Annotated in this window: 22 protein-coding genes; 7 read left to right on the plus strand and 15 right to left on the minus strand. The window is 61.6% G+C overall.

Going from position 1 to position 24,810, the window contains the following annotated elements; genetic code table 11:
* Window positions 1–258 precede the first annotated feature (258 nt).
* Window positions 259–2,313 carry a toll/interleukin-1 receptor domain-containing protein gene (locus VR863_RS03625; protein WP_324827063.1) on the plus strand — a complete coding sequence of 685 codons (2,055 nt, stop codon included), beginning with the start codon at window positions 259–261 and terminating at the stop codon, window positions 2,311–2,313.
* An 11-nt stretch (window positions 2,314–2,324) separates the two neighbouring features.
* Here VR863_RS03625 and VR863_RS03630 read toward each other — a convergent pair whose 3' ends face one another.
* Entirely contained in the window at window positions 2,325–2,924 is a 600-nt protein-coding gene (locus VR863_RS03630; RefSeq protein WP_324827064.1) for a hypothetical protein, read from the minus strand.
* Between the two features lie 399 nt (window positions 2,925–3,323).
* On the opposite strand from VR863_RS03630, the gene uvrA reads away from it, so the two are divergent.
* On the plus strand, window positions 3,324–6,251 hold the full coding sequence (gene uvrA, locus VR863_RS03635) for an excinuclease ABC subunit UvrA (RefSeq protein ID WP_324827065.1): 2,928 nt from the start codon (window positions 3,324–3,326) through the stop codon (window positions 6,249–6,251).
* 488 nt (window positions 6,252–6,739) lie between these two features.
* Here uvrA and VR863_RS03640 read toward each other — a convergent pair whose 3' ends face one another.
* Window positions 6,740–7,957 carry a hypothetical protein gene (locus VR863_RS03640; protein ID WP_324827066.1) on the minus strand — a complete coding sequence of 406 codons (1,218 nt, stop codon included), beginning with the start codon at window positions 7,955–7,957 and terminating at the stop codon, window positions 6,740–6,742.
* A 267-nt stretch (window positions 7,958–8,224) separates the two neighbouring features.
* Window positions 8,225–8,443 (minus strand): hypothetical protein, encoded by a 219-nt coding sequence (locus VR863_RS03645; RefSeq protein WP_324827067.1) that lies wholly within the window; start codon window positions 8,441–8,443, stop codon window positions 8,225–8,227.
* A 153-nt stretch (window positions 8,444–8,596) separates the two neighbouring features.
* On the opposite strand from VR863_RS03645, the gene VR863_RS03650 reads away from it, so the two are divergent.
* Window positions 8,597–8,833: a hypothetical protein gene (locus tag VR863_RS03650; protein ID WP_324827068.1), complete on the plus strand. Its 237-nt coding sequence runs from the start codon at window positions 8,597–8,599 to the stop codon at window positions 8,831–8,833.
* Here the strand turns inward: VR863_RS03650 and VR863_RS03655 are convergent.
* The 12 genes from VR863_RS03655 to VR863_RS03710 all read right to left on the minus strand — a co-directional run bounded on the left by VR863_RS03655 (window position 8,830) and on the right by VR863_RS03710 (window position 19,944).
* Complete coding sequence (locus tag VR863_RS03655) at window positions 8,830–9,333, minus strand: septal ring lytic transglycosylase RlpA family protein (RefSeq protein ID WP_324827069.1); 504 nt, start codon at window positions 9,331–9,333, stop codon at window positions 8,830–8,832. The two genes, VR863_RS03650 and VR863_RS03655, sit on opposite strands and share 4 nt — an antisense overlap.
* A 951-nt stretch (window positions 9,334–10,284) precedes the next feature.
* Window positions 10,285–11,499: an argininosuccinate synthase gene (locus tag VR863_RS03660; protein ID WP_324827070.1), complete on the minus strand. Its 1,215-nt coding sequence runs from the start codon at window positions 11,497–11,499 to the stop codon at window positions 10,285–10,287.
* A gap of 200 nt (window positions 11,500–11,699) precedes the next feature.
* Complete coding sequence (locus VR863_RS03665) at window positions 11,700–12,440, minus strand: molybdopterin-dependent oxidoreductase (RefSeq protein ID WP_324827071.1); 741 nt, start codon at window positions 12,438–12,440, stop codon at window positions 11,700–11,702.
* The gene (locus tag VR863_RS03670; protein WP_324827072.1) at window positions 12,430–13,098 is read right to left on the minus strand and encodes a cytochrome b/b6 domain-containing protein; all 669 of its coding nucleotides are present in this window, start codon (window positions 13,096–13,098) and stop codon (window positions 12,430–12,432) included. Before VR863_RS03670 ends, VR863_RS03665 begins: the two co-directional genes overlap by 11 nt.
* A complete protein-coding gene (locus tag VR863_RS03675) occupies window positions 13,095–13,862 on the minus strand; it encodes an SDR family oxidoreductase (RefSeq protein ID WP_324827073.1) in 768 nt (255 codons plus the stop codon). The genes VR863_RS03670 and VR863_RS03675 overlap by 4 nt, the downstream gene beginning before the upstream one ends.
* 104 nt (window positions 13,863–13,966) lie before the next feature.
* On the minus strand, window positions 13,967–14,353 hold the full coding sequence (locus tag VR863_RS03680) for a glycine zipper 2TM domain-containing protein (protein ID WP_324827074.1): 387 nt from the start codon (window positions 14,351–14,353) through the stop codon (window positions 13,967–13,969).
* 125 nt (window positions 14,354–14,478) lie between these two features.
* Window positions 14,479–15,129, minus strand: coding sequence for an MOSC domain-containing protein (locus VR863_RS03685; protein ID WP_324827075.1), 651 nt, complete (start codon window positions 15,127–15,129; stop codon window positions 14,479–14,481).
* Window positions 15,126–15,725, minus strand: coding sequence for a class I SAM-dependent methyltransferase (locus tag VR863_RS03690; RefSeq protein ID WP_324827076.1), 600 nt, complete (start codon window positions 15,723–15,725; stop codon window positions 15,126–15,128). The genes VR863_RS03685 and VR863_RS03690 overlap by 4 nt, the downstream gene beginning before the upstream one ends.
* Complete coding sequence (gene rlmN, locus VR863_RS03695; RefSeq protein ID WP_324827077.1) at window positions 15,722–16,960, minus strand: dual-specificity RNA methyltransferase RlmN; 1,239 nt, start codon at window positions 16,958–16,960, stop codon at window positions 15,722–15,724. Before rlmN ends, VR863_RS03690 begins: the two co-directional genes overlap by 4 nt.
* A 95-nt stretch (window positions 16,961–17,055) precedes the next feature.
* Window positions 17,056–17,550: an invasion associated locus B family protein gene (locus VR863_RS03700; protein WP_324827078.1), complete on the minus strand. Its 495-nt coding sequence runs from the start codon at window positions 17,548–17,550 to the stop codon at window positions 17,056–17,058.
* Window positions 17,543–18,022: a GreA/GreB family elongation factor gene (locus VR863_RS03705; RefSeq protein WP_324827079.1), complete on the minus strand. Its 480-nt coding sequence runs from the start codon at window positions 18,020–18,022 to the stop codon at window positions 17,543–17,545. The genes VR863_RS03700 and VR863_RS03705 overlap by 8 nt, the downstream gene beginning before the upstream one ends.
* Before the next feature lie 20 nt (window positions 18,023–18,042).
* Window positions 18,043–19,944, minus strand: a complete 1,902-nt coding sequence (locus tag VR863_RS03710; protein ID WP_324827080.1) for a lytic transglycosylase domain-containing protein — start codon at window positions 19,942–19,944, stop codon at window positions 18,043–18,045.
* A 150-nt stretch (window positions 19,945–20,094) separates the two neighbouring features.
* On the opposite strand from VR863_RS03710, the gene dapA reads away from it, so the two are divergent.
* The 4 genes from dapA to VR863_RS03730 all read left to right on the plus strand — a co-directional run bounded on the left by dapA (window position 20,095) and on the right by VR863_RS03730 (window position 24,697).
* The gene (gene dapA / locus VR863_RS03715; RefSeq protein WP_324827081.1) at window positions 20,095–20,976 is read left to right on the plus strand and encodes a 4-hydroxy-tetrahydrodipicolinate synthase; all 882 of its coding nucleotides are present in this window, start codon (window positions 20,095–20,097) and stop codon (window positions 20,974–20,976) included.
* 55 nt (window positions 20,977–21,031) lie between these two features.
* On the plus strand, window positions 21,032–21,514 hold the full coding sequence (smpB, locus tag VR863_RS03720) for an SsrA-binding protein SmpB (protein ID WP_324827082.1): 483 nt from the start codon (window positions 21,032–21,034) through the stop codon (window positions 21,512–21,514).
* Window positions 21,515–21,620: 106 nt separating this feature from the next.
* Window positions 21,621–22,226, plus strand: a complete 606-nt coding sequence (locus VR863_RS03725; RefSeq protein ID WP_324827083.1) for a DUF2062 domain-containing protein — start codon at window positions 21,621–21,623, stop codon at window positions 22,224–22,226.
* Window positions 22,223–24,697, plus strand: a complete 2,475-nt coding sequence (locus tag VR863_RS03730) for a hybrid sensor histidine kinase/response regulator (RefSeq protein ID WP_324827084.1) — start codon at window positions 22,223–22,225, stop codon at window positions 24,695–24,697. Before VR863_RS03725 ends, VR863_RS03730 begins: the two co-directional genes overlap by 4 nt.
* Window positions 24,698–24,810 lie beyond the last annotated feature (113 nt).

Genomic DNA, 24,810 nt, shown 5'->3' on the forward strand with positions numbered 1-24,810 from the left:
CAAATATGCTTCTACGCGCGCCAACCCTGGTCATCCGGACGGCGTATTCCTTCCGGGCGGATCGGCGGGGTTCTTGTATAATCAACGGTTGAGCCCCCCCGATCGGTCCCCCGTTCGTCGTCCGAAAGCCACGTTCCGGACGGCCGGGCAGGGTGCGGGTTGCGACGGCGTGGATAGCGTCTAATGTACCCGCGTGGTCGCCCTGCGGGCCAAGCTGCGTCGCGGCTTTGGTGTTCGCTTGCTGTGTGGGGGCGGTGCTTGGCGGACTTTCGATACAAGGCGTTCATCAGCTACAGCTGGTCGGACGCTGTGTGGGGCAAATGGCTCCACCATTCGCTCGAAACATTCCGCACGCCCAAGGGCTTGATCGGACAGGACGGCGCACACGGTCCGGTTCCCGCACGGTTGCATCCCCTGTTCAAGGATCGCGAGGAAGAAGCGGCCGGATCGAGCATCAGCGATGCAGTCGAGAAGGCGCTCGCTGCGTCCGAATTCCTGATCGTCATCTGTTCACCGCGGTCGGCCCGGTCCCAATGGGTGAACAAGGAGGTCGCATGGTTCAAGACACATCGCGATCCGGCCAAAATCCTGACGTTGATCGTCGATGGCGAACCGGGCAGCCCGGATGCGGAATGCTTCCCCAAGGCGCTCACCCATCATGTCGGACCTGATCTCATCATTACCGATGAACAGGCCGACGCACCTCTGGCAGCGGATGCACGCGACAGCGGGGATGGAAAGCGAGGCGCGCGGCTCAAGCTGGCGGCGGCCATGCTGGGGGTCGGGCTGGACGGTCTGGTGCGCCGTGACGAACGCCGCCGCACGGTGCGAACGCGCATCGTCGTCGGGGCCTCGCTCGCCCTTGCGCTGGTGATGAGCGGGCTTGCCTATGTCGCCATCCAGGCGCGGGACGAGGCCCAGCGCCAGCGTGCCGAGGCCGATGGCCTCATCGAATTCATGCTGACCGACCTGCGCGAAAAGCTCGAGCCGGTCGGTCGGCTCGATGCCCTTGACGTGGTGGGCAAGCGCGCGCTCGCCTATTACGCGCGGCAGAAGCTGACCAGCCTCGACGCCGACGAGCTTGGGCACCGCGCCAAGGCCCTGCTGCTGGTCGGTGAAATCAGTAACCTTCGGGGCAATAGCGCCGAGGCGCTCAAGGCCTTCCAGCAGGCGGCAGGAACCACCAAAGAACAGCTCGCGCGCGATCCCGGAAACGGGCAGCGGATCTACGACCATGCGCAAAGCGTGTTCTGGGTCGGTGCGATTGCCTATGAACGCAAGGAGATCGAGACCGCCGAACGCGAATTTCGCGAATACAAGCGGTTGGCAGACCGGCTGTTGGCGCTCGATCCCAATCGGGCCGAGTGGCAGATGGAAAGCTCCTATGCAGAAACCAATCTCGGAGTGATGCTGAAGGAACAGCGGCGCTTCGAAGAAGCCGAGCCGGCCTTTGCGCGGGCGCTCGCCCGGATCGAGAAGGTGGCGGCAGGCGAGGCCTATGATCCCGGTCGCCAGGTCGAGATCGGCCAGATTATGGATTGGCTTGGCATCGTCACCGGAGAACTCGGCAAGGAACGCGAAGCGCTTGAGCTGCACCAGCGCGAGGTTGCGATCTACGACCGCCTGCTCGAGCGCGATCCTGCGAATGCGTCCGCCAAGAACCGACTTGCCATTGCGTTGCAGTTCGTCGGCGCACAGCAACTTGACCTCGGCCGGTTGCCAGAGGCCATCGCCGCCTATGATCGTTCGCTCGCGATAAACGGCGAATTGCGCGCACTCGAAGGCGCAAACACCGAATGGCAGGAAACGGCGGTACGTGCGCAACTGTCGCAGGCCGAACAGTTGATCTATGCGGGCCGCAACGACCAGAGCGGAGACGTGCTCGCTCGCGCCGATGCGCTGCTTTCGCGCCTGGTCCTGTCCGATCCCGAGAACGACACCTGGTCAGGCGAGCTTCGCTTCACCCTGGCCGAGGTCGGCATGATGCTTGCGCTGGAGCGCGGTGATCTGGCGGCGGCTGGAAAGCGTTCCAGGGAAATATTCGCGCTGCTCGATCGGCTGAGCGAGACCATGCGGTCGATCCGGGCGGTGACGGCCCATCGCCTGCGCGGGGACCTGCACCAACGCTCGGGTCAACGCGAGGAGGCATTACAGAGCTGGATTACCGCGCTCGGAATGCTTCCCGCCGAGGGGCAGGATCTGGAGCGCGTTCTATTGCTCCGCCGTCTCGGCAAGTCGCAGGAAGCGGCAGCCATCAAAGCTGTGCTCGACAGGCGGGGCTATCGTCACCCCGCCTATCTCGCCGTACGCTAGATGATTGGAGATCAGGCCTTGAGCATGAATTCATTGACGCCCGAGGTGCCCTTGCTGCCGAGCATCGGGTCGAGCGTGATGTAATAACCGTTCTTGCTGGATAGCACGAGGCCGAGGCAATACCCGTAATCGGGCGCGGAATCGTCCGTATTATCGTCGATCTGGACCTGTTGATCGCTCAGCCGTACGGCAGTCATGCCGGGGACATCGATTGGCGCCGTATCGTATTCGCGCTTCTCGGCGTCGGTGACTGTGCAGAACCAGAGGAAACCGGTCACCGGACCCGTGCCGGAATACTCGGTTTTGGTGGCCCAGCGTCCGGTAACCGCATTGCCATGTTCGTCGACCATCTTGCTGCTATCGAGCGTGAAGGTGATGTCGACATTATCGGTGTATCCGTCTGCATCCTGAAGATTGGTGAGCTTCAGGTCGCCGTTTTTCTTGACTCGGTTCTTCATGTTGCCGGTGTCCGGATCCTGCCCGGTCTGGGTGTATTCAACGGTTGCGCCATACTGGCCGCTCGCCGGGTAATTCAGCGTCGGGGTGACTGTCACCTCGATGGACCGGTCTATGTCGCCTTGCTGCGTGTTGGTAAGTGTAGCCTGTCCCATCGGTCGTCTCCCGCCCCTTGAGGATATCGATGCGGGCTTGCTCCAAGGGTCGCCAAGCAAATCGCGCGCGGTTGATACGATCCCGAGGCGTGATGGGCGTCTTGTTGATCTTGCCGGAAGCGTCGCGCGCGCCGGTTCCACACAGCCTTACCTTGCCGGACCTTTGGCGCGACCGCCCGGAAGATGCAGCAGGCTGGGCCTGAATTTACGATTTGTAAACCGTAAGTTTCATTCGGGGGCACGCCATGTCGGCATGGTCCGTTTGCGTGTGGACGCCGCTCGGCAAGGGCGTTGACGAACGAGAACAAGTAGTGAACATTAGGCGTTGCCCAGAACGGCGCCAAAATGGGCCGTCGGGCGCACTGGACTCATGCCACTCTAACCCCCACTTGGACCCCCATGGCACTTACCAAGATTTCTGTCCGCGGCGCGCGTGAACACAACCTCAAGGGCGTCGATATCGATCTGCCGCGCGATGCACTGATCGTCATCACCGGCCTGTCCGGATCGGGCAAGTCGAGCCTCGCGTTCGACACGATCTATGCAGAAGGGCAGCGGCGTTATGTCGAAAGCCTCTCGGCCTATGCGCGTCAGTTCCTCGAAATGATGCAGAAGCCCGACGTCGAGCATATCGACGGCCTGTCGCCTGCCATTTCGATCGAGCAGAAGACCACCAGCCGCAACCCGCGCTCGACCGTGGCGACAGTGACCGAAATCTACGATTACATGCGCCTTCTGTGGGCGCGCGTCGGCGTGCCGTACTCGCCTGCCACGGGCCTGCCGATCGAAGCGCAGACCGTGTCCAACATGGTCGACCGCGTCATGGAACTGCCCGAAGGCACGCGGCTTTACCTGCTCGCGCCCGTCGTGCGGGGACGCAAGGGCGAATACCGCCGCGAACTGGCAGAATGGCAGAAGGCGGGCTTTACCCGCGTGCGGATCGATGGCGAAATGTACCCGATCGAAGAAGCGCCTGCACTCGACAAGAAATTCAAGCATGACATCGAAGTGGTGGTCGACCGGCTTGCCGTGAAAAGCGGCCTCGAAACGCGTTTGGCCGACAGTTTCGAACAGGCGCTGAAGCTGGCCGAAGGCCTGGCCTATGTCGACCTGGCCGATGGCGTGGTGCCGGGCCGCGAAGATGAAGGGCAGGGCGGCGGTGCCATGAAGGGCGCAGGTCTGCCGGCCAATCGCATCGTGTTCAGCGAGAAATTCGCGTGCCCCGTTTCGGGCTTCACCATCGAGGAGATCGAGCCGCGGCTTTTTTCCTTCAACGCCCCGCAGGGTGCCTGTGCCACGTGCGACGGCCTGGGCGAAAAGCAGCTGTTCGATCCGCAGTTGGTCGTGCCCAACGAAGCGCTCAGCCTGAAGAAGGGTGCGGTGGTGCCGTGGGCCAAATCCAACCCGCCGTCGCCCTATTACATGCAGGTGCTCGCCAGCCTTGCTGCCGAATACGAGTTCAGCCTCGAGACCCCGTGGGAGGATTTCGATCGCGAGATCCGCGACATCATCCTGCACGGCACCAAGGGCCGGGCCATCCCGCTCACCTTCAAGGACGGGCGCAAGTCCTACACCGTGCGCAAGCCGTTCGAAGGCGTGATCGGCAACCTCAACCGCCGCCTGCTCCAGACCGAAAGCGCGTGGATGCGCGAAGAGCTGGCCAAGTTCCAGACCGCGCAGCCGTGCGAGGCGTGCGAAGGCAAGCGCCTCAACGACAAGGCGTTGAGCGTGAAGATCGCCTCGACCGATATCGCCACCCCCACCAAGATGAGCGTGGCCGACGCGAAGCAATGGTTCCTCGCGCTGCCCCAACACCTCAACGGCACCCAGCAACAGATCGCCAAGGCCATCCTGAAGGAAATCAACGAACGGCTGGGCTTCCTCGACAACGTCGGGCTGGACTACCTCAACCTCGACCGGACCAGCGGCACGCTGTCGGGCGGGGAGAGCCAGCGTATTCGCCTTGCCTCGCAGATCGGTTCGGGCCTGTCGGGCGTGCTCTACGTGCTCGACGAACCCAGCATCGGCCTGCACCAGCGCGACAACGACCGGCTGCTTGAAACGCTCAAACGCCTGCGCGACCTGGGCAACACCGTGATCGTGGTCGAACACGACGAAGACGCCATCCGCGCCGCCGACCATGTGGTCGACCTTGGTCCGGGCGCTGGCGTGCACGGGGGCGAAGTGGTGGCGCAGGGCACGCTGAAACAGGTGCTCAAGGCCAAGAACTCGCTCACCGCCGATTACCTCACCGGGCGGCGCGCCATCGAAATCCCCGCCACCCGCCGCAAAGGGAACGGCCACAAGCTGACCGTCCATGGCGCGCGGGCGAACAACCTCAGGGACGTGACCGCCTCCATTCCGCTTGGCACGTTCACCTGCATCACCGGCGTTTCGGGGTCGGGCAAATCGTCCTTCACCATCGACACGCTCTACGCCTCGGCCGCCCGCACGCTGAACGGCGCGCGCGTGGTCGCGGGCCATCACGACAAGGTCACCGGCCTCGAATATTGCGACAAGGTGATCGAGATCGACCAGTCGCCCATCGGCCGCACCCCGCGCTCCAACCCGGCGACGTATACCGGCGCCTTCACCCAGATCCGTGACTGGTTCGCCGGCCTGCCCGAAAGCAAGGCGCGCGGGTACAAACCCGGCCGCTTCAGCTTCAACGTCAAGGGCGGCCGCTGCGAAGCCTGCCAGGGCGACGGGCTTATCAAGATCGAGATGCACTTCCTGCCCGACGTCTACGTGACGTGCGAGGAATGCCACGGCAAACGCTACAACCGCGAAACGCTGGAAGTGAAGTTCAAGGGCTTCTCCATCGCCGACGTGCTCGACATGACGATCGAGGACGCGGAAACCTTCTTCAAGGCCGTCCCCCCGATCCGCGACAAGATGCACATGCTGAACGAAGTGGGGCTGGGCTACGTCAAGGTCGGCCAGCAGGCGACCACGCTGTCAGGCGGCGAGGCGCAGCGGGTGAAGCTCGCCAAGGAACTCAGCAAGCGCAGCACCGGCCAAACGCTGTATATCCTCGACGAGCCGACCACGGGCCTGCACTTCGAAGACGTCCGCAAACTCCTCGAAGTGCTCCAGCGGCTGGTGGACCAGGGCAATTCGGTGGTGGTGATCGAACACAACCTCGACGTCATCAAGACCGCCGACCACATCCTCGACCTCGGCCCCGGCGGCGGCGTGCGCGGCGGTGAGATCGTGGCGCAGGGCACGCCGGAAGTCGTGGCCGAGGTGCCGGAAAGTTACACGGGGCAGTATCTCAAGCCGATGCTGGCCAAGAGCGCGGAACGTCAGCGGGGTGCGGCGGAATGAGTTTTGACCCCGACGAGCTACTTGCGGCTAAGCCGATTTTCGAAGTTCGGCCTGTTTGTGAAGGGGCGCGCATTCCGATAACGCGTGCAGGAGCGATCCCTACCGAGAGCGCGATGGTGCAACCGACTGACAACATGCGACATTTACGGCGGTGAAGCGCGAGACGAGCACGGCGAGAACTACTATGGTCTGAGTGGCTGGGGCGGGCTGTGCATTACGTGTAATAGGAATGCCTTGCACAAGCGGTTCGATAAGCCTGAGAAGTGGTTAGACCGCTTGGACAAGCGCTTACTTCATGAACGCCATTGGGCGAGGTGGGTTCCTATCACGCCGTTCGATATGGCATTGTACACTGAAGTTAAGGGCTTATTTGAGCCGACGCGAGGGGGCTTTGCTCGAACGACGAAGTTGCGGGGCGCCGAGGCTGAGCGGGTTTGAGGCCATGTTGGGAGATTCTCAAACCCGAGCTGCTCTAAACTTCGCGTGTCTCAAGATTCCATAGCCTTCTTGATAGCGCTTGCAGCTTTCTCCATCCAATCGGACTTCACCATCTTCGCTGCCGATGGTGAGAGAGCTTCCGCACTATTCGCCGCCAATCCTAAAATTAGCGCAATAGCTGCAATCTTTGAGGAGGCTTTTAGGCCGTCCTTCACTCCTGCGAAACCAGCTCCGAAAAAGCCGCCAAAGCCTAGGATGATTGTTCCAATTAGGTTCTCTAAGGTTCGCACAGCTCCAAATACTGCTCTCTTACTAGCCTTGCTGGGATCCCGGATCGCTTCTAAAATTAACTTTAGGGATTTTGGGACGCTAGGGTCGACTAATTCTTCGTTGGTTTGCAGCTTCTCTGCGAGCTCCTGCCCGACATTAAAGACAACTTGAATCTCGTCTGAGCTAAGTTCCTCAGTAGAAGAAGCGTTTTCGACGAATTTACGCCAATCTGGAAATTGGCTAACGAACATGCTGAGATTAGTATCAAACGCATCTAATCTTGCACTTACTATATCTGGTAATTGTTCGTGAAATCTACTTACTAAGGAATTACACGACACGCTGAGCATCCCGAGCCGGATTACATCTGAATCTGCAGCTAGCACATCGCGGATTTCTCCGAACGCCACTAGGAATCGTGGGTCAGCGTTTGATCCGGCGAGGCTATGGATGATCGAAGTAGCATCATCTTGTAGCGCCGATCTTCCATGTGACACCATTTGTCGATCGTCGGCAGAAATGCGCGCGCTTTGACGCTTGAGCTGCAGCATCCCATTGGCAACCGCAAACTTCAACGGCGCGGATTTTTGTGCTGGGATAATCTTGGATACGTCGGGTAGGTCTTCCTGAGCCTCAATTGGAGTTGGTGCTAATTTTCTCGGGGGTCGATTGCTCGCAATGTACTTAGAGTAAATGGGAAGTCTAAGCGAAACCGTTTCGCGGAAAGTCTTAAGATTATAGGTGCGGTCCCTATGTTTTTTGTCTGCTATAAGCTCGGAATAGAACGGAATGTCTGATAACTCTGTCAGCATCATAATAGATTCTTCGATGATATCTAAAGCGAAATTGATATCACCTCGTTCGAATGCCCGCTCAAGCGATCGCAAGATTTTTTCAGTTGTTGCTTTGACTAGGCGCCCGTCTCCATTCGAAGGCCAGTTCTTACGCTCCTGCAACGCCGCATTACCTAGGGCGACGCTAAGATGTTGGAGGTCCAATCGGACGACCCGTGCCCAAGTGTGAATGTTTTGCATTATACTATCGTAGGTGAAGCATCAGTAATTTCCTATATTGATTAGGTAAATTTCCGAACTTTCCTATGACACGACGATTGGCTGTATTTTCTGCGTAAATGCGGATGAGTTGATAATGCGGCTCACTCAAAGAATGAGGTGAACCATGAATGCTATCGTCACCGTTCAAGGCGCCCCCACCGGGGGTCTTCACGGGCAAGGGCACACGCTTTTCTCGCCCCACCGGCAGGCCTAACCCGCCCCCTCGACCTCCGGCTTCGCTCTGCCCATCGTCCAGTTCTCCTGCATCCGCACCTTGGGGTTGGGCGCGCACCAGATTTCGCCACTGGCGTCGAGCGCGGTGACCCAGATGAGGTTATGCTCCGGCCCGTAGTCGATCACGGCGAGCGCGAGGCCTTTCCCTCGGTCGATGACGGTCACGGGCAGTGGCGGGTTGAGTTGGGTGAACATGGGCTTGCGATCCTGCGGGGCGAGGGACAATACCCTGCCGCGCATAGCCAAACGCGCCATCGCGCATTCCGGGTCCCGCCCGAAGGCTCTTGCAGTCCTACCCTCAAAGATCGGTATGTCTGAGCCGGTTCACTCAAATCCAGGAGGTGAACCATGAAGGTCTTTGTCTACGCCCTCGGACACCGGGCGGCGCGGGTTTCGGCGCAGACGGCCTGTCGCCAGCGGCGGACCTCTCCAGCGCTCGCTCAGCCGTGGGATGCGGCGTTGCTCGCGGCGCTGGCACATGCCGAGGCGACGCTGGACGAAGGGTGGTTGTTCACCGCCGGAAACGCGCTGGACATCGCGATCGATACTGCGGCGCAGGCAGGGGAGAGCGCGCGGGCGCCCTAGCTGTCGAGCAGGGCCAGCTCGACGTGGCCGTGGCCGCGCTGGATCAGGCCGAGCTGCGTTGCCGCGGCGCGGCTGACGTCGATCACGCGGTTGCCGTGGAAGGGGCCGCGATCGTTGATGCGGACCACCACTTCGCGGCCGTTCGACGGGTTGGTGACGCGAACCAGGCTGCCGAAGGGCAGGGTGCGGTGCGCGGCGGTTAGCTGGTTCATGTCGAACCGTTCGCCGCTGGCGGTGCGGCGGCCGTTGAACTTGCGGCCGTAAAAGGACGCGTTGCCCGATCCCAGCGGCTTCGCCTCGGCCGGCTGTTCCACCGGCGCATCGAACGTGTCGAGGTCGACCACGTGCGCGGCGGGTTCAGGGGCGGCGGGCAGGTCTTCGTAACGCTCGAACGAAGCCTCGAAAGTGGCGTCGTCGGCGCGCTCTTCCGAATGGCCAGCCGATAGCGGCAGCGTCAGGGCAGCAATGAAAACCAGGGTACGAAGCGTGCGTTTGGCCATGAAATGGACCTCCCGTTGCGTTCGGGAGGCTATACAAGCCGCCTGACCGGGAGTCGTTAACCCGGCGGGTTCTCGCCCCATTCCTGCCACGATTCATCGCGCTTCGGGAACAAATGCCGTCTGCGACACTGCATTTCGGGGGTGCGGCGCATCCGATCCACTAGCCGTTGATGCGGGCAAGAATCGGGTCCGCGGCGGCATTTGGACCAAACCTGGTCGAGAGCAATGCAAACTAGGAAGCCCCAAAGCAAATGGGGCCGGCATTGCTGCCGACCCCACTCTCACCGATGCGTGGTCTTGGCTTCCGAAGAAGTCAGGAACTTGGCATCCGATGGTTTTCCTTCCGGTCCGTCCGAAGACTTTCCTTCCAGTCCATCACCGGCGCTCGCACCGGCATCCGGTTCCACCCTCCGCTCTACCCGGTCGAGTGCGCCAGGTCCGAAAACCCTCGCTTCTGTCCCAGGCCGACCTTCAACGGGCGGCTCCGCAGCCTGGTCTTCCCTTGTTGGCCCGATCCCTCAAGCGGTTGCATCGCTTTCCGGTCCGAAGACCTTCATTCGACGCCTCCTTCGGCATCTGACCGGGATGGCCCGGCTCATGGGAGAACGACTTCGCTGATCCGTCATCGACCCACCTTGCGTCCGGCCGAAGCCATCTACATGGAGGTCTCAAGACCCGCGTGGACAGGTTCTTCCACGTCTTTCCGGTTTGGAATTTTCCCTGTTCTTTCAGGCTTTTGGGCCTTCAAGAACGGTTGCCTTCCGAGCCGTTCCGATGACTTGAAGCTGCGCCTCGCGAACCGATTCTTCAAGCGCGCAAGGGCCGAGTTATCCACTTTCCCCGGATTCCCCTGTGGAGGGAGGTGGATAAGTCAACAACTCATCGAAAAATTCGGAAAGCGCATGGCGGCTCCGGCGCAATATTGCGCGGCAACAACGCGGTCTCGGGCAACTAGCGGTCGCGTTTGGCCAGTAGACGCAGACGCAGCGCATTCAGCTTGATGAAGCCTTCTGCGTCTTTCTGGTCATAGGCGCCGGCGTCGTCCTCGAACGTAACGTGCGCTTCCGAATAGAGGGAATTGGGCGATTTCCGCCCGACCACCATCGCATTGCCCTTGTAGAGCTTGAGACGGACCGTGCCGTCGACCTTTTCCTGGCTCAGATCGACAGCCGCCTGCAGCATCTCGCGTTCGGGGCTGAACCACAGCCCATTATACACCAGTTCGGCGTACCGGGGCATGAGCTCGTCCTTGAGGTGTGCCGCGCCACGATCGAGCGTGATCTGTTCGATGCCGCGGTGGGCGCGCGCATAGATTTCGCCGCCAGGTGTTTCGTACATCCCGCGGCTTTTCATCCCCACGAAACGGTTTTCAACGAGGTCGAGGCGACCGATCCCGTGTTTGCGGCCCAGATCGTTGAGCGCTGCCAGCAGGGTTGCCGGGCTCATCGCTTGGCCGCTCAGGGCAACGCCGTCGCCTTTTTCAAAGTCGATGGTGATGTATTCTGGGGTGTCGGGAGCGTCTTCGGGGTGGTCTGTCCGCGAATACACGTAATCCGGCGTTTCTTCCCACGGGTCCTCCAGGACCTTGCCTTCGGACGAGGTGTGAAGAAGGTTGGCGTCGGTCGAAAAGGGGCTTTCCCCGCGCTTGTCCTTGGGAACGGCAATCTGATGCGCTTCGGCCCACGCGATGAGTGCAGTCCGGCTTGCCAGATCCCATTCGCGCCACGGAGCGATGACGCGGATATCGGGGTCCAGCGCATAGGCGGAAAGTTCGAAGCGGACCTGATCGTTGCCCTTGCCGGTTGCGCCGTGGGCGATGGCATCGGCGCCCGTTTCATGCGCAATTTCAACCAGGCGCTTCGATATGAGGGGGCGCGCGATGCTGGTGCCGAGCAGATAATCGCCTTCGTAGCGCGCGTTTGCCCGCATCATCGGAAAGACGAAATCGCGCACGAATTCCTCGCGCAGGTCTTCGATGAATATATGTTTGTCGGGAATTCCCATGGCGCGCGCTTTTTCCCGCGCGGGTTCGATTTCTTCGCCTTGGCCCAGATCTGCCGTGAAGGTCACAACCTCCAGCCCGCGTTCCACTTCGAGCCATTTGGCGATGACGGATGTGTCGAGGCCACCGGAGTAGGCAAGGACGACGCGTTTGATATCGGACATGGAAAACACCCTTGTTGGTCTTGGCGCGCGGCTAGCAGGCAGCCCGCGTCGGAGCAAACAAATCGCGCTTGATGCACCCCAAGCGCCCGGTTGGCGCGGTAATCCAGGCAGTCAGGGAGACAGGCATGCCGGAAATTCGGGCCCACTGTACCGCGCACGGCGAAAGTGGGAGATGGTGCGGGGGAAAATCTGGCTAAGGCTCAGATGCCCGCATACCATTGGTATCCTGCCCGGTCTTCCCAATAGCCTCCCTGACCACCGCCCACACCATCGAGGCTGGCCACCGCTTCGATGGCGGTCAGGTATTTTGCATGCTTGTAGCCAAGCTGGCGTTCGATACGCATCCGCAGTGGCGCGCCGTTCTTTACCGGCAGCGGCTTGCCGTTCAGCAGGTGCGCGACGATGGTTTGCGGGTGGTAGGCATCGACCAAATCCACGCTTTCATAATAGTCCTGTCCGTTCAGATTGTCTGCACAGCGGAACACGATGAATTTCGCTTCGGGAAGCACGCCGGCCGCTTCGAGCAGGAGCGACAGCTGCGGGCCTGTCCATTCCCCGATAGCGCTCCACCCTTCCACACAGTCGTGCCGCGTGATCTGGGTGCGCTGTGGAAGCTTCCTGAGGTTGTCGAGCGTCAGGGAGAGAGGCGAAGCGACCAGTCCCCGCACCTCGAGGCGCCAATTGGCAAAGCCTTCTTCCAGATGGCGAGGGTAATCCCCGTTCGTCGGGTCGACGGACCCGTTGCCGCGAAAATCCGGAGAGACAGCGGATCGCGGATATTCCGGAGCCAGGGCCGTCCTGTCTGTCAGCAGACGATGTGCGGACATGTGCCACTTTTCCGCTGCGGACAGCAGTCTGCCGCCGGCATCGCTATCGGCAATCTTGTTGCACCCCGCAACGAAGGCTGCCCCTGCAGCGGCAAGGAAACCCCTACGCTTCATGGCGTCCCCCGGTGATCATGCCGCGGATCTGGTGGATCGGCCCTGCAAGGACGACCAGTACGAGATGGACGACGAAGAACGCCGCGATCGCGAAAGCGAATATGAAATGCAGGGAACGGGCCGACTGGCGTCCACCCAGCAGATCCACCATCCAGCCAAAGGTGGGTTCCATACCCGGGCTGATCGCGATGCCGGTGGCGATCATCATCGGCAGGAAAACACCCAGAACCAGGCCATAGGCCACTTTCTGCAGGAAGTTGTACTTGCCCGTTTCCGGTTCGAAATCGAACCTGAGGTGCTTGGCAATATCGTGCTTGATCGCGGAAGCACGCCAATCTTCGGGCCGGGTCTCGATGTCGCGGCGGAAGTGGCGGTTGGCTATCATGGCGACCCACATGAACAACAGGCCCACAGCGAACGGCCACGCGACGAGGATATGCCAGTCCCTTGCGATGGACAGGCTGTAATAACCCGGGATGGTCATCCAGTCGGGAAACCGTGGGACGATCAACCACGCTTGTTCCACCGCGAAGCCCCAGTCGCCCCAATAGAGGCGGCGGTGTGCGTTGGAAATTGTGAGGCCGGACATGAACAGCACGACCACGCAGATCAGGTTCAGCCAATGCCACAGGCGCGTGGAGAGCGCGTGGCGTTTCATGCGTCTGCGCTTTCGCGAGCGAGATAGATGACGTCGCGGTTCTGCTGCAAGAGATGCTGGCCGCTGTCGACGAACAGCGTCTGGCCCGAGGCCAGCCGGCCTTCGGCAAGAAACAGGGCAGCCTCGGCAATTTCCTGAGCGCCGGTCTTGCGGCCAAGCAGGTTGAGACGGTGCGAGACCTCGGTTTCCTCGATGCTCTGGTCATGGCTGGCGAGGATTGCGCCCGGAGCGAGCGCATAGATGCGGTCATCCGGCGCTGCCGCACCCATGGCCAGCATGGGGACCGTCGATGCCAGAGCGTGCTTGCTCATGGTGTAGCTGAAGAAGTCCGGGTTCGGATTGGCAATTTTCTGGTCCGTGACCTGGATCACACGGCGGCCGCGGCCAGTCTGCGCCAGGCGCAGAAAGGCTTGCGAGATCATGGCCGGGGTGCGCGCGTTGACCTTCATTGCGCGATCGTATGTGGCGCCATCCAGTTCGGTCACATCGTCCGGTTCGAACAGCGATGCGCAGTTCACCAGGATCCGCCAATCCGAGAGCCGGCCAGCGATATCCGCAATCATGGCCACGGCGGTGTCGCTATCGGCGAGGTCGCAGGCGACAATTTCGGCAGAGGGAAGCTTATCGGCCAACGCCTGCGCGGCATCGCGTGACCTTCGGTAGTGGATGACGACGTGCCACCCAGCATCGCCAAACGCCCGCGCTATCGATGCGCCGAGGCGTTTAGCGCCGCCTGTTACCAATACCGTGGGTCTGTCCGACATGGTTCGGACATTAGCTGGCTTGCCAGTAATGAAAAGGCGCGCCGCAACCGATTTGACCGGTTGCGGCGCGCCATCTTCAATTCGGGGCTTTTACCCACCGCAGGTCAGCGACAATTGAGGCTGCCCCTGTCTATCTCGCGACCGACGATCGCGCCGACCGCGCCGCCGAGGAGCGCGCCCAGGGTTCGGTCGCCGCGCCCGGCCAGTTCATGGCCAGCCAGTGCGCCAACGCCCGCACCGATGACAAGGCCGGTCGTGCCGTTGTCGCGGCGGCAGTAATACCGGCCGTCGTCACCCCGCCACATACGGCTATCGCGGGTAATACGACGCGGTTCGACATAGTATCCGCGCGAATCATAGCGCGCGCGATCCTTGGCGCGCTTGCCGTGCGCGGGCGCCCACTTGGGGGGATCGGCGGCAGCCGGGGCAGCGGTGCCGATGCCCGTGACAGCCAGGGTTCCGGCAGCGAATGCGAGTGCGATTTTCTTCATCTTGTAAGCCTCATCTGCGAAGTGCGCTTGGTTGATCGCCACCCTGCGCCATGCTTCACAACCCCAGATGAACAAGCGGGCTTAACCCGATATTAGCGATAAGCCGACGCATTCTGTGCGACGAATTACATGCCTTCCACGGCCTGCGCGACACGCCCGCGCCACAGATCGCAAAGCCGCTCGAGCGAAGCGATTTCGCGCAGTTCCCCGATGTCGGCCTTGTGCGCGGGGTCGTAGAGCTTGGCAAACAGGCGCCCGACGCTCCACATCTCATGCCCGATTTCGACACGTTCTATCACGTCGCCGGCCTGCGCCTCGCCTTCTTCGATAACCCGATAATACCAGCCGCAATTGTGGTGTTGAACGATGCGCTTCACCATCGCCTTTGCGCCGAACCGGTGTTCGATTTTCCAGCATGGCTGGCGAGGCTGGCTGACTTCGAGGAGAGCGTCGCCGAAACGGAAGCGATCGCCGATGTGGACATCAGTTTCCGTCATGCCCCGGCTTGAAACATTCTCTCCGAACGCTGCGGGACTGGACAGGAGTTCGTGACCGCCGAGCCATTGGTCCCAGCCTTCGTAATGGTCCCGCGCATAGTGGTGAACGGCCATGTCCGCGCCCCCGTGGTGCACCGTGTCCGCGACCATATCGCCTTCGATTCCGAACCGGCGGATCGTCGCCTTGCCCTGTACGGGCCGCTTGTCGATGGCGCTCATTTCCGCGCCGTTGAAGGGTTGAGGCAGGCCAACACACACGGCGAGAGCTTCGGTTTTCATGCATCCCCCTTTCGCAAGGTCAGGGCATACCAGTCGCGGGCAACGCCGTCTGCACCTTCGCCGCGGTAGCGATCGGCATCGACAATCGCGAACCCTGCGGCGAGATAGGCGTCTTCGAGAAAACCTTCGTCCGGAAAATTGTGCAGGCGACCAAGCGGGTCGCGGCCTTCGCCATCGCCCAGTTTGAAATTGGCGAAGTGCCAGCCCCCGTCATGCAAGGCCGCGGCAATGCGCGCCAGAACGTCGGCAAAATCGGCGCGGGCCACATGGATCAGGCATGCGTGCGCCCAGACTGCATCGTAGCAATCCAGCGCATCGATATCCTCGAAGCGCAGGTGCCTGGCAGGCAGGTCGAAGCGCTGCTGGGCCTTGCGGACCATCGCGGGTGAACCGTCGGTCGGGTCAGCATCGAAGCCGCGTTCGATCATGCGTGCGGAATCGCGGCCTCCTCCGCACCCCAGTTCAAGGATGCGCGCCGCAGGCCGAAGGCGGTCGAGGAAGCGGTCGAGATGCCGACTTGGACCTTGGCCAAAACTCAGGGTGTAGCGCGGCGCATTCGCTTCATAAAAAGCCAATGTCGCCGCGTCGGCTTTCACGCTTCGGCAGCTTCCGCAGCCTCACGGTCGCGCTGGGCACGGCTTTTTTTCTCCGCCGAGGTCTTCAACTGGCCGCAGGCTGCATCGATATCGCGCCCGCGCGGGGTGCGGATCGGCGCGGAAATGCCGTTTTCGAACACGATATTCGAGAAGGCCCTGACACGATCGGGCGTCGAACATTCATACGGAGCGCCTGGCCACGGGTTGAACGGGATGAGATTGACCTTGGCGGGCAAATTGTACTGCTTGATCAGGCGAACGAGTTCGTACGCGTCTTCGTCGCTGTCGTTCTTGTCCTTGAGCATCACATATTCGAACGTGATGCGCCGCGCGTTGCTGGCACCGGGATAATCGGCGCAGGCCTGAAGCAATTCCTCGATGCCGTACTTCTTGTTGATCGGCACGATTTCGTCGCGCACTTCCTTGTTCACGGCATGCAGCGATACGGCGAGGTTCACGCCGATTTCGTCACCGCACCGCGCCATTGCGGGCACGACACCGCTGGTCGACAAGGTGATCCGGCGTTTCGAAAGGGCCAGCCCTTCGCCGTCCATGACCAGTTTGAGCGCGTCACGAACATTGTCGAAATTGTAGAGCGGCTCGCCCATCCCCATCATCACGATATTGGTGAGCAGCCGTCCGTCCGAAGTGTATTCTGCCTCATCGGCCTCTTCGGCGAAATCCATCTTGCCCTTGGGCCATTCCGCCAGGGAATCGCGAGCGAGCATGACCTGACCGACGATTTCACCCGGCGTCAGATTGCGCACCAGCTTCATCGTGCCGGTATGGCAAAAGCGACAGTTGAGCGTGCAGCCCACCTGGCTCGAGACACACAGCGTGCCGCGGTCCGCATCGGGAATGAAAACCATCTCGAATTCGTGGCCATCGGCAGTCTTGAGCAGCCATTTGCGGGTGCCGTCGACCGAATGCTGCGCTTCGACAACATCGGGACGCCCGATCACGAATCGTTCGGTCAACCATGGACGCATCGTCTTGGCGATTTCGGTCATCGCTTCGAAATCCGTGACGCCGCGATGGTACAGCCAGTGATAAACCTGCTTGGCGCGCAGCTTTGCCTGTTTGGTGTCCAGCCCGGCATCTTCGAACAGTTCGCGAATTCGCGCCTTGGGCAGGCCGATCAAGTCAATGCGCCCGTCTTCGCGCGGGGTTATGTCACGCGTGACGGGGACCGGGTCTATCTGCCCGGGAATGCTCATGAGGTTCGTATCGGCCATGGGAGGCGCGCATATAGGCTTCCTCCGCGACAAATCCAAGCGCCCCGTAGGGCCGCCCATGCGCCCGCTGTTTGCGCATCAATCTTTTAGGTAGCTCACCTTGCGCGGGCGCAGGCCAAAGTTGCCGCATCCATCGCCGTCGCAGCGCCCGAAAGGGAATAGGTGTTGGAAAACCGGCGTCCACGCCGGTCGGTTGCGCGCACTGTCATGCGTGTGGCTGAACGCATGGCTGCAACAATGGCCGCGTCGCTGGTGCGGTCCTGCGACCACGCGTCGCCGCCCCCTCCGGTAAGGGTGAATGTCTTGCCGCCGATCGCAAGGCTGATCCTGCCGCCCTCGGCAAGTTGCCTCGACAGGCGGAAATGCACCTGGCCACGCAGATTTCGCCGGGGCCAGTTGGCCACGGTTGCAAACGGTTCGAAATCGCGTCCAAGCGTGCTCGGCTGGGGGGCCGCTATGGCGTAGCAGCGCGGTACCGAAGGGTCGCGGAATGCGGCCCATTGGCCAAACACGCCCAGATCGTCCTTGGCCCCGGCGGGTGCCGCTGCCAGAATGATGAGCGGGAAGGCGAGGAGGGCGAAACTACGCATAATCGATCGCCATCACTTCCCATTCCTTGTCGCCGCCGGGAAGGCGCACGCTGCGCAAATCCCCCACCGATGCACCCTTGAGCGCCCGCGCGAGGGGGCTGGACCAGCCGATCCGGCACGCGCTTGCATCCTGTTCGTCGTCGCCGACCAAGATGACGATCTTCCGGTTGTCGTCTTCATCGGCCACGGTAATCCGGGCACCGAAAAAGACACGGGTCTTGTCGGGCTGTTCAGACGGATCGATGACCCGCGCGGACTTCATGCGCCGCGCCAGATGGGCGAGCTCGCGGTCGATCTCGCGCATCCGCTTGCGGCCGTAGATGTAATCGCCGTTCTCGCTGCGGTCCCCATTGCCCGCAGCCCAGCTTACGATCTCCACGATCTCGGGCCGTTCCTTGCCAAGCAGATGATCGTAACGCGCCTTCATCGCGGCATAACCGGCGGACGAAATGGGATTGGACGGTGCGGACATTGCCCGCCTGTTAGCCGATATCAGCGCAGCAAGTCACTCACCGTTCGCGCACGGCGATAGGCGGTGCGTTCAGGATAGAGATGTTCGTACATCGCAGCGTTTTCGATCACGCGCTGAACATAGTTCTTCGTCTCGTAGAACGGGATGTTCTCGATCCACTCCAGCCAGCCGACCGAGCCCGTGCGGGGATCGCCGTTCTGGCGAAGCCACTTGTTCACGTTGCCGGGGCCGGCGTTGTAAGCGGCGAAGGCGAGCGGATAGCTGCCGCCGTAATACGACACGAGCCGCTGGATATGGTTGCTGCCAAGGCGGATATTGTACTGTGCGTCATCGATCAGCGATGCGGACATGTAGGTCATGCCGGCCTTACCCGCTTCTTCGCGCGCGGTTCCGGGCATCAACTGCATCAGGCCGCGTGCACCGGCATGGCTGATCGCGTTCTGCGCGAACTGGCTTTCCTGTCGTGCGATGGCGTGGGTCAATGTGAAATCCGCACCGGCAGGCAACTGCAAGGTGGGGAAGCCCTGAACTACGAATTCGTCGTGCCCGTCGCTGCCGGCGGCATCGGTGAGAATGACAGCCAGGTCGCGGCGACCGATTTCGCGGGCAAGTTCCGCGACCAACGCATGATCTTCAGGGGTTTGCGCCTGGTTCGCGACTTCGCGGTAGAACCAGATACCGGTCTGCCAGGGCGCACCGCGCGCAACTTCGCGCACAGCGGCGACCAGCGGCTTGCGCATGAACGCATCACGCTGTTCCGCAGTGGGGGCGGCGATTGTGGCAGCGGGAAGCTTCGGGAAGGGGCGACCCAATTCTTCGAGCGCAAGGCGGCCGTAGAAGCGGTCGGGGTAGCCCGCCGCCATTTCGAAATACCGATTGGCTTCCGAGGCGTTGCCGGCGCGCTTTGCAGCAAGCCCAGCCCAGTAGAACCCCTTGGAGCGTGTCTGCGGTGTCTGCGCCGCAGCGCCGTAACGATAGAACAGCGGCGCGGCGCGCATTCCGTCGCCAAGCTTCCACAAGGCGCTGGTCCCGCCCAGCCACATGAGCGAGGTGTAATCGTCCCGCAGGCGATACGACATCGTGCTGATATCGGCTCCGGGAACGAACAGATCGTCCACCTTCGCCGCGATCCGCGCGGTGGGGTCCGATCCAGCCGAACGCGCGACTTTCAACGCCTCGCCGACAAAATCTTCCGGATCGTGTGCGGGTTCGGAAAACGCGGGGCGATCGGCCAGCGTATTGATCGCCATGGGGATCTGGTTGTTGGTGCGATAATAGCGCACCAGATTGTAGATATACCCTGCGTCGTTCTGGGCGCCCGTGGGAACCGCCAGGCCGGCTTGCTGCGGGGTTTCCCCCTGCAGCAGCGAAAGGCGCGCCATTGCCATCGTGCGATCGGCAACAGCCAGTTTTACGATCTGGCGCGAAGCGGCCTCGGCCTCGCCCTGCCACAGCAGCGCGTCCATTCGCGCGGCGTGATCTTCGGGCGTGAACTGGGTGCCATACAGGCTTTGAAGGTAAGCTTCGGCAGGTCCGCTCATGCTTCCGCCGCGCCAGGCTTCGCGGGCAAGAGGCAGGGCTTCGTCGCGGCGCATCGACGCCAGCGCAAGCGCGTAACGGGCCTTCGCCCCGTTGCTGATGGGTGGGTTCCGGTCGAAGAACGCGACCAGCTTTTCGGGCGTCACGGCCTCGCGATCGAGCGCCTGCTCGGCGCGGGACTGGAGCAGCGCCTGGCGGGGAAAACCCGGGTGTCCGGCAATGAAGTTGGCGTATTGATCGAACGCAAGCTTGTCCTGCCCGACCAGATACTCCCACTGGCCGATTGCCTGCGCCATCCGGCCGGGCGATTGCGCCACGAGATCGTTGCGCGCCCTGTCCCAGGCGGCGGCATCCTGTGCCAGAACGGGGGCGGGGAAAGCCATTGCGGTCCCTGCCATAAGTGCGATCGAAAATGCTGTCTTAAGTCCCATGCTGGACATAATGCCCCTTGGCTCCTTATCAGGCGCTGAATGAAAATTCCTGGTCGGCGATTTTATGCGGCCATTCATGCAACAAACGCAGGGCTTCCGTAAATGTTCTCAGGTTCGATTCCGGCTCTGGTGACTCCTTTTCGCGACGGGTCGTTTGACGAGGCAGCTTTTCGCCTTCTGGTCGACTGGCAGATCGACCACGGCAGCAAGGCGCTGGTCCCCTGCGGCACCACAGGCGAGGCATCGACCCTGTCGAATGCCGAGCATCATCGGGTGATCGAGGTCTGCATCGAACAGGCCGCCGGCCGCGTTCCCGTGATTGCCGGTTGCGGCAGCAACGACACCCGCAACGCCCTGCTGCACATGAATTTTTCGAAGAAGGCCGGGGCGGCAGCGGGCCTTTGCGTGGCTCCGTATTATAATCGGCCAAGTCAGGCGGGCCTGATCGCGCACTTCAGCTTTCTTGCGGAAAACAGCGACCTGCCGATCGTCCTTTACAATGTGCCCGGCCGCACCGTGACCGATATCGAAGACGAAACGGTTGTCGAACTGGTCAAGAAATATCCGCATCGGATCGTTGCCATCAAGGATGCCAGCGGCGATCTGTCGCGGGTGGCGGATCATCGCATGGGTCTCGACGCGGATTTTTGCCAGCTGTCGGGAAATGACGAGCTTTGGTTGCCGCACTCGGCCGCTGGCGGGTCCGGGTGCATTTCGGTGACGGCCAACGTCGCACCCGCACTCTGCGCCGAATTTCACGAAGCCATCGCGGCAAACGATCTGGTCAAGGCGCGTGAACTGAACGACCGGCTGTTCCCGCTGCATTACGCCATGTTTTCCGACGCCAGTCCCGCTCCTGTCAAATACGCGCTGACCCGCGTGCACGACTGGATCGAATGCGATGTGCGCCTGCCGCTGGTCAACGCCAGCGATGCGTCGCGAAGGGCAGTCGACGAGGCGCTTGTTCACGCAGGATTGCTTTAATCGGGTTGAGCGCCACTTTCCTTTTGCGCTGTGTGCTCCTACATGCGCGCTGCTTATGGCTCGACCCAAACCCGCAACTTTCGACAAGCAGAAGACCGTCGCCGACAATCGGCGCGTACGGTTCGATTACTTCGTCGAAGACACGTACGAAGCCGGGTTGGCGCTGCAGGGCACCGAGGTAAAGGCGCTGCGTGCGGGCGAGGCGAGCATCAAGGAAAGTTACGCCGAAGTGCGTGACGGTCAGGTATGGCTGGTGAACGCCAACATACCCGAATATTCGCACGGAAACCGGCTCAATCACGAACCGCGCCGCCCGCGCAAGCTGCTGCTGAGCGCGCGCGAGATCGACCGGCTGGTTGGTGCGATCGAGCGCAAGGGCATGACGCTGGTCCCCCTGTCGATCTATTTCAATTCGACGGGCCGTGCGAAGGTCGAACTGGCCCTGGCGAAGGGCAAGCAGGCGCACGACAAGCGGCAGACCACCAAGGATCGCGACTGGCAGCGCGACAAGGCACGTCTCATGCGCGAACGCGGTTGAACGCACTCCAACCGGACTGATCCAAATCCATGGTGATTTCGTCGCATTTGCAGGCCGCGCCCCCCTTGCACTCGCCCATGACCGAGCGCATGTCGGGTGCGTGTCGATGAGCAAGCGAAAATCCAAGACTTTCCTGGCGGACTGGATCCGTGTGAGGATGCCTACGCGCGAGCAGATGGCGGAAAATCGGTATCTGCAACCGATTGCCCATCGTTTTCTCACGCCGGAACTCTGGCGCTTCACCCGCCGCAGCGTACCGCGAGGCGTGGCGCTGGGAATATTCGCCGGCTTCATCATTCCGGTGGGTCAGATTTTCCTCGCCGCCTTCATGGCCTTGCCAGCGCGCGCCAACGTGCCGCTGTCCGCGCTCGTCACCTTCATCACCAACCCGATCACGTTTCCGTTCTGGGCATGGGTCGCCAACCGCGTGGGCGTTTTCATCCTCAAGGTCGATCTGGGGATGACCGGCGGTGCCGCGACGGACGAAATCGCCAGCGGTCGCTGGGCGTGGTTCCTCGAACTGTTCGAAGGGGCGGGGGTGACGGTTCTGGTGACGGTATTCGGCTTCATCGTGCTGGCAATCGTCGGCGCGGCAGTCGGTTATCTTCTGGCCGGATTCATCTGGCGATTCATGGTCGCCAACAAGCGGCGGCGCCGGCTTCGTGCGATGGAAAAGCGGCTCGATGCCCGGCTTGCCGGGGAGAGCGAGTGATCGCGCACGATGACAATCCGATAGGGCGTCTCCCGCCGATACCGCTCATATTCGGAGTTGTCGTCGCGTGCGTGGTGTCGGTTGGTCTTGTCTGGCTTGTGGGCCGCGAAACGGTCGCGGCGATGGCCTATGGCGGCGCATTGATCGCAATCCTGCTGATGCTCTTGCTTTTTGCACGGCTTCGCGCGCCGCAGGCGGAACAGGATGTTTTGCAGCCCGATTGGGCGGTTACGGCTGCGGCCATTGAAAATCGTCGACGTGGCATTGCCGTTACCGACCGGGCCAACCGTCTCAATTGCGCCAATACGACCTACGAAGGATGGTTCGATCGCGCACAGTCTCCGCTGGAGCTGCCGCTCGAGGACGCGGCACGGGGTCGGATGATGGAGGCCGCACGCCAGGCTTGGCGCGATGGCGCAGCGTCGATCGACCATGTCGCAACCGAGGATGGTGCGAGGCGCTTCAGCCTGACAATCGACCGTGCCGGGCGCGGAGAAGACTACCTCGTGTGGCGGTTTGCCGAAATCGTGCAGGAACGCAGTTACGACGGGCTGGCCGAACGTGTGGCCGGGCCGTTCGGGGATGTGATGTCGCGCGCGGGGATCGAACTGGCGCTGGTCGCGCCCGACGGAATTGTTCAGGCCGCGAGCGCTGGCCTTGGCGACCGGGCGATGGGCAGTGCGGACAACACGCTCGAAGGGATGGAATTTGTCCAGCTCTTGCGGTCCGACGACCGCGACCGGATATTCTTTGCCCGCGAAGGCCAGCAAGGATCGCCCCAGACGCTGGTCCATGTACCCCTAGATGTGAATTCGACCAAGGCGAGTGATGCGGATCAGGCCCCGTCGCTGATGATGCTGGTGGACAGCACGGTCGGCATTGGGGGCGGCTGGGAAAGCAGCGGCAAGGCCGCGATACCGCAGCTTGAATCCCTGCTTTCCGCATTGCCGCTCGGCCTCGCCCTGACCGATCGCGACGGACGGTTCCTGTTCGCCAACAAGGCGTTCCTGCGCGCGGTTGAGCGCGAGCAATCCGGCCTGCCGCAATTCCCTTCCGATCTTGTGGTCCGGGAAGACAAGGCGGCCATCGCGGACACGGTCCGCAGGTTCGCCAAAGGGGCTACCGCGAGCGGCGACATGGCCGTGCGGCTGGCGGGCGACAAGGAAGAGCCGGTCTCCATTGGGCTGGCCGGTGTGCGGGGGCTGGGCGATGCCGCAGTGTTGCTGTCGATCAGCGATTCAACCGAGGAAAAGCGCCTTCGTCGACAGGTCGCCCAGGCAACAAAGATGCAGGCGGTCGGCCAGCTTGCTGGCGGTGTGGCCCACGATTTCAACAACGTCCTGACCGCCATTATCGGGTATTGCGATCTGATGCTGCTGCGCCACACGCCCGGCGATAGCGACTACGACGATATCCAGCAGATCCGCGCAAACTCCAACCGTGCAGCCAGCCTGACGCGCCAGCTGCTGGCTTTCAGCCGTCAGCAGACGCTGCGCCCTGTCGTGCTCCAATTGCCCGACGTGGTCAGCGAAGTCAGCCAGCTTCTCAAGCGGCTGATGGGGGACAAGATCGAATTTTCGGTCCGCCACGACCGTGAACTTGGACCGGTCCGTGCCGATCCCCAGCAGTTGGAACAGGTTATCATCAACCTCGCGGTCAACGCGCGCGATGCGATCCAGGCCTATGCCACGAAGCGTGGCCAGCAGGACTGGAAGGGCCGCCTGACACTTGCGACCCGCCGGGTTTCCGCCCGCGACGTTCGCAAGATGGGCATCGATATCATGCCTGCCGACGATTATACCGTGCTGATCGTCCAGGACACCGGCGGCGGCATCCCGGAAGAGCACCTCAGCAAAATTTTCGAGCCTTTTTTCACGACGAAAGAGCAGGGGAAGGGCACCGGCCTGGGCCTCTCCACCGTGTACGGAATCGTCAAGCAGTCGAACGGCTTCATCTTTGCCGACAATGTGCGCGGTACGGACGGCATGCCGGCTGGCGCGCGGTTCACGGTCTACCTGCCGGTTCACAAGGGTGAGCTTCCGGTTGCGATGCGGCAGGAGGAAGCGGAAGATCAGAAGGCAAGCGACTGGTCCGCTGGCGGCAAATTGCTGCTGGTCGAGGACGAGGACATGGTTCGCGCCGTGGCGGAACGCGCGCTGGTGCGGGCAGGCTACACGGTCACGACGGCCTCCGACGGTGAAGAAGGGCTCGCCGCGATCGCCAACGGAACCGAGGAATTCGATCTCATCGTGTCCGACGTGGTGATGCCCGCGATGGATGGCCCGGCCATGGCGCGCGCAATCCGCCGGGTTAAGCCCAAGTTGCCGATCCTGTTCATGTCGGGATACGCAGAAGAGCAGCTGCGGAACGAAATCGATATCGAACTCATGCACTTCATCCCCAAACCCTTCAGCGTGCAGCAGATCAACGCCAAGGTTGCCGAAGTGCTGGCCGAACAGCGCAAGGGTTAGAAACCCCCGCTCGCAAATGCGTGGAACAAAAAGCGAAAAAACTTTCGTTCCACTCTTGTTCTTTTGGAACAAAGCCGATACATCGCTTTCCAGTTGAAGAGTCGAAGGGCGGC

Source organism: Qipengyuania zhejiangensis, from assembly GCF_035607565.1.
GTDB lineage: Bacteria > Pseudomonadota > Alphaproteobacteria > Sphingomonadales > Sphingomonadaceae > Qipengyuania > Qipengyuania zhejiangensis.